The sequence below is a fragment of the Cytobacillus sp. NJ13 genome, assembly GCA_030348385.1.
In the GTDB taxonomy this organism is placed as follows: Bacteria; Bacillota; Bacilli; order Bacillales; family Cytobacillaceae; genus Cytobacillus.
In genome coordinates this window covers 3,726,085-3,740,955 of record JAUCFP010000006.1, presented here as the reverse complement: position 1 = coordinate 3,740,955, position 14,871 = coordinate 3,726,085, and the positions used below count along the sequence as shown (strand labels likewise).

Here is a 14,871-nt window from a genome sequence, read left to right as displayed (position 1 = left end):
GGATTACTCATTGGATGCACTGTCCAGCTTCGCAGATTGCTCTTCAACGATCAGCGCATCAATAACCTCATCAAGCTTGCCTTGAAGGATCTGATCAAGCTTTTGGATCGTCAGACCGATGCGGTGATCCGTTACACGGTTTTGCGGGAAGTTGTACGTCCGGATGCGCTCAGAGCGGTCTCCTGTACCAACTGCTGATTTACGCTGCTGGTCATATTCCGCCTGTGCTTCCTGCTGGAATTTATCATAAACACGGGCACGAAGAACCTTCATCGCTTTTTCTTTATTTTTGATCTGTGATTTTTCATCCTGGCAGGATACAACCGTACCTGTCGGCAAGTGAGTCAGACGAACAGCTGACATCGTCGTGTTAACACTCTGTCCGCCCGGTCCGCTTGAAGCAAAAGTATCCACACGGATATCTTTTTCATGAATTGCAATTTCCACTTCTTCTGCTTCAGGAAGAACCGCTACTGTTGCAGTTGAAGTGTGGATGCGCCCGCCGGATTCGGTTTCAGGCACACGCTGAACACGGTGTGCGCCATTTTCAAACTTAAGCTTGGAATAAGCGCCATTTCCGTTGATCATAAAGATGATTTCCTTATAGCCGCCAACGCCCGTAGAGCTTGCCTCAATGACATCGATTTTCCAGCCCTGCGTCTCGGCATAGCGGCTGTACATGCGGTATAAGTCACCTGCAAATAAGGCAGCTTCATCACCGCCTGCTGCACCGCGGATTTCCATAATAACGTTTTTATCATCATTAGGGTCTTTAGGAATGAGGAGAATTTTCAGACGTGCTTCCAGTTCCTCTTTTCTTTCCTCAAGCTCAGCCAATTCTTCTTTTACCATTTCGCGCATTTCGGCATCAAGCTTCTCTTCAAGCATGGCACGCGCATCCTGATACTGCTCTTTTACTTCTTTATATTCGCGGTATGTGTCAACAGTTTCCTGAATACCAGACTGTTCTTTTGAATATTCGCGAAGCTTTTTCGGATCATTGACAATTTCCGGATCGCTCAAAAGCTCATTTAATCTTTCATAACGGTCCTCGACAGATTGAAGACGATCAAACACAGCCATTCACCTCAATTTTTTATCCAATAACCGCCGGATATTGTCCCAGCGGGGTATAGTTTCATTTTTTTAAAGCCGCAACTCCATAACATTCTAATTATAGTATAGGTGATTGTTGCAGTCAAAACCATTCGGAATAAGGGGGCATTACTCACTGTTAATAAATTTTCTGAAAAATCATTGCGGGTTTTTGTGATATCCGATATATTGGTTTTATGAAAAATAAAAATATCACACCAATTAAACGTTTGTCACTTAGAGATGAAGTATACGAAACACTTAAGAAGAATATTATCGAGCTTGAATTTGAACCTGGTTCGCGCCTTCATGACAAGGAGCTTGCAGAAGACTTTGGGATCAGCCGCACTCCTGTCCGGGAAGCCTTAAAGAGGCTTGAGGATGAAGGGCTCGTTGTATCAGCGCCCGGCTCCTCTACTCGCGTCACTCCTCTAAATGAAGATGGTGCAAGCCACGCCTTTCCGGTGGCAGCTTCCCTGCATGCTTTAGGTGCCAGACTTGGCGTTCCCCGCTTAATGCCAAGTGATTTTGCAAGGCTTGAGGCAGCCAATAAAAAGCTTGCGGCTGCCATGAAAAAACAGGATATTCTTAGTGCAGTAAAAGCAGATGAAGCCTTCCACGAGGTTTTTCTTTCTGCTGCAGATAATCCCGAAATTATCTCAGCATTAAAAAGGATTATGCCCAAAATTCAGCGTCTGGAAATTGCTCAATTCGGATCTTTGAATGGGCTGAAATCTGTTGAGCAGCACAAGAAAATCATGGAAGCCAGCAGGAAGGGCAAGGAGCAGCTAGCATCCAGGCTGGTGGAGGAAAACTGGCTGAGTCTTGGCGGGATATTAACAGGGAAATGAGGTGAACTGGCATGAAGGCTATTCTTTTAGGTGTTTGCTCCGCCTTCTTTTTTGCTTTCACATTTGTATTAAACCGGGCAATGGAAATGGAAGGCGGAAGCTGGCTATGGAGCGCATCGCTCCGCTATTTTTTCATGATTCCTCTTTTGGGTGCCATTGTAGCATTCAGAGGGAATTTGCGGCCATTATTTACTGAAATGAAAAAAGCCCCCGGGCAATGGCTGTTATGGAGCTTTGTCGGCTTTGGCTTATTCTATGCCCCGTTATGTTTTGCAGCAGCCTACGGTCCCGGCTGGCTGATTGCCGGAACCTGGCAGATTACGATTATCTCCGGCTCCCTGCTTGCACCCCTGTTTTTTGTTGCATATCAAACTGGAAAGGGAACTGTTAAGGTTAGAGGAAAAGTACCATTTCGAGGTCTGATGATGAGCCTGATCATTCTTCTTGGAGTTGCTGTGATGCAAGTCGAGCATGCCTCCTCCATTTCATTCCGGGATACCATGCTAGTGATCATTCCTTTGGTTATCGCATCCTTTGCCTATCCATTAGGCAACCGCAAAATGATGGATGTGTGTGAAAATCGGCTGGATGCCTACCAGCGTGTGCTCGGGATGACAATTGCCAGTCTTCCGCTATGGATTATTCTTTCTGCAGCTGCCCTGGCTACAAACGGTGCTCCCAGCTTTGGCCAGGTTACTCAGTCCGGTTTAGTCGCCCTTTTTTCCGGCGTCTTTGCCACGGTGCTTTTCTTTGCAGCCACTGACCTTGTCCGCGGCAATATGCACAAATTAGGGGCGGTGGAAGCAACACAGTCCCTCGAGGTCCTTTTTGCTGTTCTCGGCGAAGTGCTGCTGCTGGCAAGTCCCCTGCCGTCTGGAATCTCTTTTACAGGCATGGCACTTGTGATCGCTGGCATGGTGCTGCACAGTTATGTAACCTCGAACAAAGTCATTTTAAAAAGAAAGGCTGCGTAAAAAAAATGCCCTGGATAAGCAGGGCACTTTTTACGTGCGGTCTTCCTGAACCTTTACTTCAATGTGATAAGTCGGAAGAGCTTTAATGAGATCTTTATGCAATTGAGCCTGTGAATCAATCTTTTCCTGGTGGGTCATATTGCCTTTTCTGTATGCAGTCACCCACATATCCTCTCCATTTACCCAAACAGCTCCTGGGCGATACCCCTCGTGAGCTGCAATCACGCTGCGGGCCTGGTCGATATCATCCTGATTATCCAGGCGTTTGCCGTCAAAATTGATAAAGTTCGGGTTCTGCTCACCGCTCATCGTCCGGTCCAATGTATCATTGTCCTCGGTGCGGTCCAGATCATTATTTATAAATGAAACTCCATCCTGGGTCTCATGGTCATACTCACTCTCAGTTGCCTGATTGTTGGCACAGCCAGCCATAAATGCGAGCATCAAAAGGAAAACACTAAGTTTTTTCATTACTGCACCTCCTTTTTATAGCATGTCCGCTATAAGGAGGAATGTGCAGTCCAATATAAGGCAGAGCTGGGGTGACCGTTCATGGCGACCTTTTCTCTGCTTCCCTTTCGTTTTTCGGCTTCATGAGTCGCTCATGACGACCATTTTTCTGCTCACCTTCCACTTTTCGGCTTCATGGACCTTTCATGGCGACCTTTTCTCTGCTTCCCTTCCGTTTTTCGGCTTCATAAACCCTTCATGGCGACCTTTTCTCTGCTTCCCTTTCGTTTTTCGGCTTCATAAACCGTTCATGGCGACCTTTTCTCTGCTTCCCTTCCGTTTTTCGGCTTCATAAACCCTTCATGGCGACCTTTTCTCTGCTTCCCTTCCGTTTTTCGGCTTCATAAACCCTTCATGGCGACCTTTTCTCTGCTTCCCTTTCGTTTTTCGGCTTCATAAACCGTTCATGGCGACCCTTTCTTTGCTTCCCTTTCGTTTTTGGGCTTCATGAATCATTTATGGCGACCTTTTCCTGGCTTCCCTTCCGATTTCGGCTTCATGGAGCGGTCATGGCGACCTTTTCCCGGCTTCCTTTTGGGATTTTTATGAGCCGCTCATGGTGAAATTTTTAATTTCGCCTTCCGTTTTCTGCGCCATAAAGACCCAAATTAAAAAAACTGCCCGGAACACGCCAGGGCAGAGAGATCGTTTAGTATAAAATTATGATAAAAACTCGGTTGTTTTATGTTTGTCTAGAACATTTGGCGATTTGGGAACTTCATGGTGATGGCGGCAGCGCGGTTCATATGCTTCAGATGCGCCGACTAAAATAACCGGGTCATCATATGAAGCTGGCCTTCCATTGATCAGGCGCTGCGTACGGCTTGCAGGTGAACCGCAAACGGCACAGACGGCTTGAAGCTTTGTAACCAACTCTGCTATCGACATGATGGCAGGCATTTGGCCAAAAGGCTCCCCGCGGAAGTCCTGGTCAAGTCCGGCAGCGATAACACGATGTCCGCTGTCAGCCAGGTGCTGAATGACTTTTACAATTTCATCATCAAAAAATTGCACTTCATCAATCGCAATCAAATCAATGTCAGCTGTAATGTATTTAAAAATATCGGTAGACTGGGAAATGGGTCTAGCTATGACCGAAGTTCCATTATGTGAAACGACAGCTTCATCACTGTATCGGTTATCAATCTGCGGCTTAAATACAGCAATTTGCTGTTTGGCGAACTGAGCTCTGCGCACACGGCGAATCAGTTCTTCTGATTTGCCGGAGAACATGCTGCCGCAAATGACTTCCACCCATCCGTGATGATTCATAACGTACATGAACGGCCTCTCCTTCCTCGTTCTAACTAATAGAATGGCTTGTTTTCATTTTTTTATGAAGAAAGGGTCGAGCTGTAATTTTTAATTGTACTCGCGCTTTTTTAAAGCAAAAAAGATCCCCTAAAAACAGTTCTTCATATCCAATAAGGCTTATTTCGCAATAAAAAACAGGCAAGATAGTTAACTTGCCTGTTTTTGTTGTTTATTATTTTTGTTCTGACTTAATGCCGTATTTCTTATTGAAACGGTCAACACGTCCGCCAGCTTCAGCGAATTTTTGACGTCCAGTATAGAATGGGTGGCACTCAGAGCAAGTTTCAACGCGGATCTCTTCTTGAACAGAACCGGTTTCGAACTCGTTACCGCAAGCACATTTCACCATTGCTTTTTTATAGTTAGGATGAATTCCTGATTTCATTCTTTTCATCTCCTTCCGCCCTGAATCATTCGAAACAGAGTTATATATTACGGGCAATCATGAATTGCCGTAAACTTCAAAAACACACTGTCATCATTATAACAAGTCAATGTATATTTTGCAATATGCGAATTCCGCATCCTGGAATTTCCAAATGGAATCTTATTAAGAGCGCTTAGCCTTCATTTCTTCAGCCAAATTAGCAAAAAACTCTTCGTTCGATTTTGTCTGTCTTAGCTTGCGAAGCAGTTTTTCGGCAAAATCCGGTGAATCGGACATGGATTTGCGGATTGCCCATAGCTTGTCCAGATGATCTTTTTGGATAAGAAGTTCTTCTTTGCGCGTTCCGGAGCGGCGGATGTCGATGGCAGGAAAGATTCTTCTTTCAGCCAAGGAGCGGTCAAGGTGCAGTTCCATATTGCCTGTCCCCTTGAATTCTTCGTAGATGACGTCATCCATGCGTGAACCCGTGTCAACGAGTGCAGTTGCCAAAATCGTTAAGCTTCCGCCCTCTTCAATGTTACGCGCTGCACCGAAGAAACGCTTCGGACGGTGGAATGCCGCCGGGTCAATACCGCCGGAAAGTGTTCTTCCGCTTGGTGGAATAACCAGGTTATACGCTCTTGCCAGTCTTGTAATGCTGTCCATCAAAATTACAACATCACGCTTGTGCTCAACGAGGCGCATAGCGCGTTCAAGAACGAGCTCAGCCACTTTAATGTGGTTTTCAGGCACTTCATCAAATGTTGAGCTGACCACATCGCCTGCAACTGAACGCTCAATGTCTGTTACCTCTTCCGGGCGCTCGTCAATCAATAGCACGATCAGTTCCGCTTCCGGGTGGTTGGTTGTAATGCTGTTGGCAATTTCTTTTAAAAGCATAGTCTTACCTGCTTTAGGAGGCGCGACAATCAGACCGCGCTGCCCGAATCCAACCGGTGCAAGCAGGTCCATAATTCTTGTAGACAGCTGTCTTGTACCTGTTTCCAGTTTCATGTGACGGTTTGGATATAAAGGAGTCAGACCAGGGAAGTGAACGCGCTCTTTTGCTGATTCCGGATCATCGCCATTCACGGCTTCAACTTGCAGAAGGCCGAAATAACGCTCATTTTCTTTTGGAGGACGGACTTTTCCTGAAACCTTATCTCCGTTTCTCAAGTCGAAACGGCGGATCTGGGAAGCAGAAATATAAATATCCTCAGAGCTTGGTGAATAGTTGATTGGACGAAGGAAGCCGAATCCTTCTGACTGAATGATCTCCAGGACACCTTCCATGAAAAAGTAGCCTTCCTGCTCTGCTCTTGCTTTTAGGATGGCAAAAATCAATTCTTTTTTCGATAACTTGCTGTAATAAGATACTTTATATTCACGGGCAAGTTCATAAAGCTCTTTCAGCTTCATATTTTCTAAACTTGAAATGTTTAAACCCATTTTTACACCACACTTTTGAAATTTTCAATCATTTCCTCCATATGCAGCTGTATAAATATTGAACGGTATATGAAAGGAAAGGGAAAGATACTTTGAGGTACTGAAAATAGTTGAAGATTCTATCATTATGTTCTTAATTATAGGTTTCGAGGAACGGAACGGTTTGTTGTCCGTTTTTCGGTTGAAATTTGGGGGTATCCTCTTCCACAAAAAACAATCTCTATTTTACCCCTTAATATGAAAATTAATCAATAATTAAATTTGATATGGAAAATATGGCAGGAAGGAAATGAAAATGAGCAGGCTGGCGCATATGGCCAGCTCTCATTTTCTTCTATCTTTTATGAAAATTATTTAATAACGAGATTTGGCTTTTTCTTTAGACTATGGCGTCCCTCTACAAAGCGGACCGTACCTGATTTGGCACGCATAACAAGCGAATGGGTCGAACCATATGAGCCTTTAAACTGCACGCCTTTCAGAAGCTCTCCGTCTGTTACGCCTGTTGCAGCAAAAATCGCGTCATCGCCTTTTACCAGGTCTTCCATAAGAAGGATTTTATTAATATCAAGCCCCATCTTCAAGCAGCGCTCAGCCTCTGCGTCATTTTGCGGAAGAAGTTTCCCCTGAATTTCCCCGCCAAGGCACTTAAGGGCAACAGCTGCCAGCACGCCTTCTGGTGCTCCGCCTGATCCGAACAGGATATCCACACCTGTCTCATCAAAAGCTGTATTAATGGCTCCAGCTACGTCCCCATCATTGATTAACTTAATTCTGGCACCAGCTTCGCGAAGCTGGCTGATGATGTGCTCATGGCGCTCACGGTTAAGCACTGTAGCCACGACATCCTGGATATCTTTGTTTTTTGCTCTTGCGACCGCTTTCAAATTATCCAAAACAGAAGCGTTAATATCAATTTGTCCAACCGCTTCAGGACCGACTGCGATTTTGTCCATGTACATATCCGGAGCATGCAGAAGGTTTCCGTGGTCAGCAACCGCTAGAACAGCTAATGCATTCCAGCCGCCAGATGCTACGATGTTGGTGCCTTCCAGCGGATCGACGGCAACATCGACACGTGGACCATAGCCAGTTCCAAGCTTTTCCCCGATATAAAGCATCGGTGCTTCATCCATTTCGCCTTCTCCGATAACGACTGTTCCCTTCATTGGCACAGTATCGAATACATCTCTCATTGCAGAAGTAGCGGCATCATCCGCTTCATCTTTTAATCCGCGGCCCATCCAGCGTGCTGATGCTAAAGCGGCACCTTCCGTTACGCGAACTAATTCCATTGATAAACTTCTTTCCATCGATTCTTCCTCCCCGAATTCTAAGGCTGGCAGCATGGCGAATGCGGACCGGCTCTTGACCGCCGGCACCGCATAGCCCGCCTTAATTTGTATTTGTCTGCTGATGTTACTTAAGCTTTTTTCAAGTATAAATCAGTCAGCTGTCAATATTCCAAGATGTGTCTCTATTAAGCGTTCTTCATTTGTTCCATTTCTTCTTTGCTCATTTCTTCACGCCAGATTGTGGCACCAAGTCCATTCAGCTTTTCAACAAGGTGGCTATAGCCTCTGTCGATATGCTCTAAGCCTGTGACTTCGGTAACTCCCTCAGCCATCAAGCCGGCAATTACCAGTGCTGCGCCTGCGCGCAAATCGCTCGCCTTAACTTTAGCGCCCTGAAGCTGAATGGGCCCATTGATGATCGCCGAGCGTCCTTCAACTTTTATGTTGGCATTCATTCTGCGCAGCTCATCAATATGCTTGAAGCGGGCACTATAAATGGTATCCGTAACCATGCTTGTCCCTTCTGCACCTGTTAACAGAGAAGTCAGCGGCTGCTGAAGGTCTGTTGGGAAGCCAGGATATACAAGCGTTTTAATATCCACTGCTTTCATTTTCTCAGCTGGCCCGACAAATACCTGATCGTCGTTCGTTTCAACCTGAACGCCCATTTCGCGCAGCTTTGCTATTAGGGACTCAAGGTGATGGGGGATGACATTGTCAATCAGCACACCTTCTCCAGCCGCTGCACCAACAATCATATAGGTTCCCGCTTCAATCCTGTCTGGGATAATCGTATGCTGGCAGCCATGAAGCTGGTCTACGCCATCGATGCGGATCACATCTGTGCCGGCACCCTTGATTCTCGCACCCATATTGGTTAAAAGTGTAGCAACATCAATGATCTCAGGCTCTTTTGCAGCATTTTCAATTATTGTTCTGCCTTTTGCCCTGACAGCGGCAAGCATAATATTGATGGTTGCCCCAACGCTGACAACATCGAGATAAATACGGGCTCCGCGAAGCTCATCGGCACGAAGGTAAATGGCTCCCTGCTCATTGGTCACACGCGCGCCAAGAGCTTCAAAACCTTTAATATGCTGGTCAATCGGCCTTGGCCCCAGATGGCACCCGCCAGGAAGTCCAATAACTGCTTTTTTAAATCGGCCGAGCATCGCTCCCATTAAATAATAGGAAGCGCGTAATTTTTTCACTTTTCCGTTCGGCAAAGGCATGGAAATCATGGAAGAGGGATCAACTGTCATATCATTTTCAGAGAATTCGACAGTGCCCCCTATTTCTTCAAGCAAATCTTTTAGAATTTGTACATCCGAAATATCCGGCAAACCTTCAATTGTCACAGGCGATTCCGCTAAAATGGTAGCTGGAATCAATGCTACTGCACTATTCTTCGCTCCGCTGATCCGGACTGTTCCTTTTAATGGATATCCGCCTGCAATCATTAGCTTTTCCATTTGTAACTCCCTTCTAAGCCGTTGTTAAACACACATGCTGATATTTGACTTCAATATTTAAAAAATTGATAGCCCTTACAGCAAAAGCTACCCACTACTTTTCTAACCAATTCCGCCAGAAAATAGCCCCAGATTCTATAAGAAACCAAATAGGCTTGTCTATTTTTAACATCGGAAAAATAGTCTTTGGGAAAATATGCACTTACATATTATCATGTATCTGCATTTTGCAACATTGCAAGATGAATAAGGAACAATTTTCCATGTGTTTTTTACAGATTCCGACATTATCTTTATCCTATAGTTTACACGAAAAATCAAATCTCATGTATTGTATTCAAAAAAAGTTAAAATTAAGAAAGAAGCACTAAAGCCGGGGTACAAGTGAAGGGGCTGGCTTTGCTCAAGAAAAGCGCAAGCGCCTTGCCCACCCCTGACACCTCGAGGGGGTAGGCTGCTTGCGCTAGACAGCTCTCAAAGTACAAATAAACAAAGCCAGTTTCCTAGAGTTATTTTTCCGAAGAATCCATTATCCTCTTGAGTTCCAGTCTGCCAGGAACGCTTCGATTCCCTTATCTGTCAGAGGATGGTTGAATAATTGCTGGATGACTTTATAAGGAACTGTCGCAATATGGGCTCCTCTTAATGCTGCATCCGTCACGTGCTGAGGATGTCTGATGGAAGCTGCGATGATTTCTGTATCAATGTCATGAATCGCGAAGATTTCTGCGATTGTGGAAATGAGATCCAGACCATTATGGCCAATATCATCCAAACGTCCAAGGAAAGGAGAAACGTATGTAGCACCTGCTCTTGCAGCAAGCAGCGCCTGGTTTGCACTGAAGATCAAAGTTACATTTGTTTTAATGCCTTCTTTTGAAAAAGCACTTACTGCTTTTAAGCCATCGGGTGTCATTGGCACCTTGATTGTGATGTTCGGTGCAATCGCCGCAAGCTCTCTTCCTTCTTTAATCATACCTTCAGCATCAAGGGCGATAACCTCAGCGCTTACTGAGCCTGGCACCAAATCCGTGATTTCGCGAAGACGGTCAGGGAAGGATACATTCTTTTCCTTTGCCACCAATGATGGATTGGTTGTTACTCCTGCTACTACCCCAAGGGCATATGCTTCTTTAATTTCGTCCATGTTTGCTGTATCGATGAAAAACTTCATAAAAATCCCACCTTGTTTAATATTTTGATAATTAATGTTGCGGATATCTATGTATTATTAAATAAAGTTGTGATTCTGTAAAGCCTTACATTTGAAAGCAGAAATTTCCCAGCAGGCACTCAGCGAACCGCCGGATAAAAATACAGGGAAACCGCCCCTAAATCTAGAAGCGGTTTCTTATCAAATGATATTATTTATGCTTTGTTTGAAGAACCGAACTCGCGCATTTTGCCGATTACAGTTTCTTTAATCGCTTCGCGTGCTGGTCCTAAGTATTTGCGCGGATCGTATACTTCTGTATCTGCTGCCAATACTTCGCGAACGCGTTTTGCAGAAGCAATTTGGTTTTCAGTGTTTACATTGATTTTTGCAGTTCCTAAAGAGATAGACTTTTGGATATCCTTTGTTGGGATTCCAGTTCCGCCATGAAGAACTAAAGGAACACCAGTAAGGCTTCCGATCTCTTCCATTTCAGCAAAGCCAAGGTTTGGCTCACCTTTATATGGTCCATGAACAGAACCTAGTGCTGGAGCAAGGCAGTCAATGCCTGTGCGCTTTACCAGTTCTTCACATTCTTTAGCATCAGCATAAATAACGCCATCTGCAACAACATCGTCTTCCTGTCCGCCGACAGTTCCTAACTCTGCTTCTACTGAAACGCCTTTTGAATGTGCATATTCAACTACTTTAGAAGTAGTCTCAACGTTTTGTTCGAACGGATCATGAGAAGCATCGATCATAACGGATGTGAAGCCTGCATCGATCGCTTCTTTACATTTATCAAAACTTGAACCGTGGTCTAAGTGGATAGCCACTGGAACGGTAATTTTGTAATCTTCCAGCAGTCCTTCAACCATCTTTACAACCGTTTTGAAACCGCCCATGTAGCGTGCAGCACCTTCGGAAACACCAAGGATAACCGGTGATTTTTCTTCTTCTGCCGCCTGCAGGATAGCTTGAGTGAACTCAAGGTTGTTTAAGTTAAATTGACCTACTGCATAGCCTTCTGATTTTGCTTTATTCAGCATTTCAGTCATAGAAACTAAAGGCATTTTTCTTCCTCCTTATTGATAATCGTTTAAGTTCATCAGACTAAACACTGTTAAAGTTTTCCCCTTAACACTATCGAATATGTACCCTTAAAATAGTCCGCTAAACAGATACGATCCTTTGGAATTCATCTGTTATCATACCAAAAAGGACTTAGAAAAGCCATTATTCCAGAGCGTTTTTGTTAATTGTCATAAAGCAAACGCTATCATTTTTATAGCGATGGAATTTCAGGTTAAAAACGGTTAATTTTGGTTTATTTCGAGTTTGGCACAGGCAGATATTTCTTTACCGCTGCCCTGATGTCATCGATATCAAATGGCTTCGCAAAGTGAGTAAGAGCTCCCAGATCCTTGGCCTCCTGAATCATATCGAGTTCGCCATATGCAGTCATGATAATGACGCGGATATCTTTATCCACCACTCTCATTCTTTTTAAAATTTCAATCCCGTCCATTCCCGGTATTTTCATGTCGAGAAGAACAAGATCAGGCGAATGCTTGGAAACAATGTCGAGAGCCTGGACTCCATTGGCAGCCTGGTATGTGTCGTACCCTTCTTTCTGTAGTACCTCATTAAGCAAAATACGGATTCCGAACTGATCATCTACAATTAATATTTTCCCTTTCATCAAGCCACCTCTTCCTGTCGTATTAAAAGCACTTAGGTTTAAAACCATACTGAATTATGACTGCAGGTCACTTAACTATACATTCTCCTACAGCTAATTTCTCTGTGAAACATGATTATTCCTGCTGGTATTTGCAATTTCAAATGTGAATATTTTACCTTTTCCTCCCTTTTCACTATAATAGAACCGCTAAGTGCAGTGATCGAAGGAGTGAAATAATTTGCTTAAGATGTTTTCTACCCAGCTGACAGGCTTGTTTAAAAGACTTCAGGAAAAAGAAGAGTTTTCCATCGAGGACAGTGCACGCCTATTGGCTCAGGCTGCCGCCGGTGATGGGAAAATATATATTTACGGTACAAAAGAAATGGCTGCAATTGGCTATGAAGCCGTTCAAAGCCAGGAACCGCTTAGAGATGCAGCGATTTTGGAAAGTGATGAGGAAGTCTCAGAAACAGACAGAGTAATCATCTTCTCAAGACATTCAGATGACGAAGACGCAGCCGTTCTGGCAAAATCTTTGTCTGAAAAAGGAATACCCTTTGTGGCAGTGAGCACTATTAAGGCGGAAAGCAATGTTAACATCGCTGATTTAGCCGATGTCCATATTGATTTGAAGCTTGCTAAAGGGCTTCTGCCTGATGAAGAAGGCAACCGCTTCGGCTATCCGGCTTCCATGGCTGCTTTATTTGTTTATTATGGAATTAAGTTTACGATTGATGAGATTTTGGCGGAGTATGAATAAATTTGGCCGGTGAAGTCTTCATTTATCCGCGAAAAATGTGATGTCCAGGACTATACGCGCGGGTATACTCGATTTGTGTGCGTTTGTTTCAATTGCACCCGGATTCAAGTCTTTTGTCCGCTGATTTTTTTGGGTTGCGTGCGTATATTAACTTTGTGCGCGGGTCCGGGACTTTTACCCGCGGATTTTCTTGGGTTGAGCGTGCACATTAACTTTGTGCCTAAAAGAAATTCCCTCAAAACAACCACAAAAAAATCCCTCCGCATCCGGAGGGATTTTTCACTTTATTGTTTCTCGCTAAATTTCAAGGAAGCCCCGACAAATTCACGGAATAATGGCTGAGGGCGAGTTGGTCTTGAGATAAATTCAGGATGGAACTGGGAAGCAACGAACCAAGGGTGATCCTTCACTTCGATGATTTCCACTAAGCGGCCGTCCGGGCTTGTACCAGAGAAGACAAAGCCTGCTTTCTCCATATCCTGGCGGTAGTGGTTGTTAAATTCATAGCGATGGCGATGGCGCTCATATACAACCTCATCCTGGTATGCCTCAAAGGCTTTTGTATCTTCATTCAATTTACAAGCTTGCAGGCCAAGTCTTAGAGTTCCGCCTAAATCCTCAATATCCTTTTGCTCAGGCAGAAGGTCGATAATTGGATGCGGTGTTTCAGGAGCAATTTCTGCTGAGTGTGCCCCTTCAAGACCCAGTACATTTCTTGCAAATTCAATCGAAGCCAGCTGCATGCCAAGGCAGATGCCAAGGAATGGCTTCTTGTTTTCGCGTGCATATTGAATTGCAAGGATCTTTCCTTCAATGCCGCGGTCGCCAAATCCGCCTGGAACCAGGATTCCATCAGCATCATGAAGCAGTCCATTGACATTATTGCTGTCTACTTCTTCAGAGTTGATCCATTTGATTTCAATATCAGAATCAAAAGCGTAACCCGCATGTTTTAAGGCTTCGACAACTGAAATGTAAGCATCCTGCAATTCAACATATTTACCGACAAGGGCAATCTTTGTTTTCTTGGAAAGGTTCAGAACCTTGTCAACCAGCTGCTTCCACTCTGTCATGTCCGCTTCTCCGCAATTCAGCTTCAAATGCTTGCAGACGATTTCATCAAGCTTCTGATCTTGAAGGGATAGTGGTATAGAGTATAATGTATCCGCATCTGTTGCTTCAATAACTGCTTCTTTATCAATATCACAGAATAGCGCAATTTTATCCTTCATATCCTGGGAAATTGGCATTTCTGTACGAAGAACGATTACGTTTGGCTGAATGCCAAGGCTTCTCAGTTCTTTAACACTGTGCTGTGTCGGCTTTGTTTTCATTTCGCCTGCTGCCTTGATATAAGGAACCAATGTACAGTGAATGTACATCACATTATCGCGGCCGATATCGCTCTTAATCTGGCGGATCGCTTCAAGGAATGGAAGTGACTCAATATCCCCTACTGTTCCGCCGATTTCTGTGATGACCACATCAGAATTTGTTTCGTGGCCTGCACGGAAAACTTTATCCTTAATTTCATTTGTGATATGCGGAATAACCTGCACGGTTCCGCCGTTATAGTCGCCGCGGCGCTCTTTTCTAAGGACGGTTGAGTAAATTTTACCAGTTGTTACACTGCTGTATTTGGTCAGGTTAATATCAACAAAACGCTCATAGTGGCCTAAGTCCAGGTCAGTCTCCGCGCCGTCACCTGTTACAAACACCTCACCATGCTGGTACGGGCTCATTGTTCCCGGATCCACATTTATGTAAGGATCGAATTTCTGAATCGTAACCGTTAACCCTCTGTTTTTCAATAAGCGGCCAAGTGATGCTGCCGTGATTCCTTTTCCTAGTGATGAAACAACTCCGCCCGTAACAAAAATATACTTAGTCATGAAAAATTCCCCCTTGATATCAGTTTGTGCATAATGATGCTGGTTTAAAGACTTG

Annotated in this window: 14 protein-coding genes; 3 read left to right on the top strand and 11 right to left on the bottom strand. The window is 44.4% G+C overall.

What is annotated here, in order from left to right:
* Positions 1 to 3: 3 nt before the first annotated feature.
* On the bottom strand, positions 4 to 1,077 hold the full coding sequence (prfA, locus tag QUF73_18710) for a peptide chain release factor 1 (protein MDM5228157.1): 1,074 nt from the start codon (positions 1,075 to 1,077) through the stop codon (positions 4 to 6).
* A gap of 215 nt (positions 1,078 to 1,292) precedes the next feature.
* Between prfA and QUF73_18705 the strand changes: the two genes are divergently transcribed.
* Complete coding sequence (locus QUF73_18705) at positions 1,293 to 1,946, top strand: GntR family transcriptional regulator (GenBank protein ID MDM5228156.1); 654 nt, start codon at positions 1,293 to 1,295, stop codon at positions 1,944 to 1,946.
* Between the two features lie 11 nt (positions 1,947 to 1,957).
* On the top strand, positions 1,958 to 2,920 hold the full coding sequence (locus QUF73_18700; protein MDM5228155.1) for a multidrug resistance efflux transporter family protein: 963 nt from the start codon (positions 1,958 to 1,960) through the stop codon (positions 2,918 to 2,920).
* Positions 2,921 to 2,950: 30 nt separating this feature from the next.
* Here QUF73_18700 and QUF73_18695 read toward each other — a convergent pair whose 3' ends face one another.
* From QUF73_18695 to QUF73_18655, 9 genes are all read right to left on the bottom strand, one after another.
* Positions 2,951 to 3,391, bottom strand: a complete 441-nt coding sequence (locus QUF73_18695) for a hypothetical protein (GenBank protein ID MDM5228154.1) — start codon at positions 3,389 to 3,391, stop codon at positions 2,951 to 2,953.
* 699 nt (positions 3,392 to 4,090) lie between these two features.
* Positions 4,091 to 4,711, bottom strand: coding sequence for a thymidine kinase (locus QUF73_18690; protein MDM5228153.1), 621 nt, complete (start codon positions 4,709 to 4,711; stop codon positions 4,091 to 4,093).
* Between the two features lie 205 nt (positions 4,712 to 4,916).
* A complete protein-coding gene (rpmE, locus tag QUF73_18685) occupies positions 4,917 to 5,129 on the bottom strand; it encodes a 50S ribosomal protein L31 (protein ID MDM5228152.1) in 213 nt (70 codons plus the stop codon).
* Between the two features lie 165 nt (positions 5,130 to 5,294).
* Entirely contained in the window at positions 5,295 to 6,560 is a 1,266-nt protein-coding gene (rho, locus tag QUF73_18680) for a transcription termination factor Rho (protein MDM5228151.1), read from the bottom strand.
* A gap of 350 nt (positions 6,561 to 6,910) precedes the next feature.
* Positions 6,911 to 7,873, bottom strand: coding sequence for a class II fructose-bisphosphatase (gene glpX, locus QUF73_18675; GenBank protein MDM5228150.1), 963 nt, complete (start codon positions 7,871 to 7,873; stop codon positions 6,911 to 6,913).
* 167 nt (positions 7,874 to 8,040) lie between these two features.
* A complete protein-coding gene (locus tag QUF73_18670) occupies positions 8,041 to 9,327 on the bottom strand; it encodes a UDP-N-acetylglucosamine 1-carboxyvinyltransferase (protein ID MDM5228149.1) in 1,287 nt (428 codons plus the stop codon).
* 529 nt (positions 9,328 to 9,856) lie between these two features.
* Positions 9,857 to 10,501: a fructose-6-phosphate aldolase gene (fsa, locus tag QUF73_18665; GenBank protein ID MDM5228148.1), complete on the bottom strand. Its 645-nt coding sequence runs from the start codon at positions 10,499 to 10,501 to the stop codon at positions 9,857 to 9,859.
* 194 nt (positions 10,502 to 10,695) lie between these two features.
* Complete coding sequence (locus tag QUF73_18660; protein MDM5228147.1) at positions 10,696 to 11,553, bottom strand: fructose-bisphosphate aldolase; 858 nt, start codon at positions 11,551 to 11,553, stop codon at positions 10,696 to 10,698.
* Between the two features lie 254 nt (positions 11,554 to 11,807).
* Positions 11,808 to 12,185, bottom strand: a complete 378-nt coding sequence (locus tag QUF73_18655; GenBank protein MDM5228146.1) for a response regulator — start codon at positions 12,183 to 12,185, stop codon at positions 11,808 to 11,810.
* A gap of 217 nt (positions 12,186 to 12,402) precedes the next feature.
* Here QUF73_18655 and QUF73_18650 point away from each other — a divergent pair, with 217 nt between their 5' ends.
* The gene (locus QUF73_18650; protein ID MDM5228145.1) at positions 12,403 to 12,924 is read left to right on the top strand and encodes a DUF2529 domain-containing protein; all 522 of its coding nucleotides are present in this window, start codon (positions 12,403 to 12,405) and stop codon (positions 12,922 to 12,924) included.
* Between the two features lie 284 nt (positions 12,925 to 13,208).
* On the opposite strand, the gene QUF73_18645 is transcribed toward QUF73_18650, so the two are convergent.
* Entirely contained in the window at positions 13,209 to 14,816 is a 1,608-nt protein-coding gene (locus tag QUF73_18645) for a CTP synthase (protein ID MDM5228144.1), read from the bottom strand.
* Between the last annotated feature and the right edge of the window lie 55 nt (positions 14,817 to 14,871).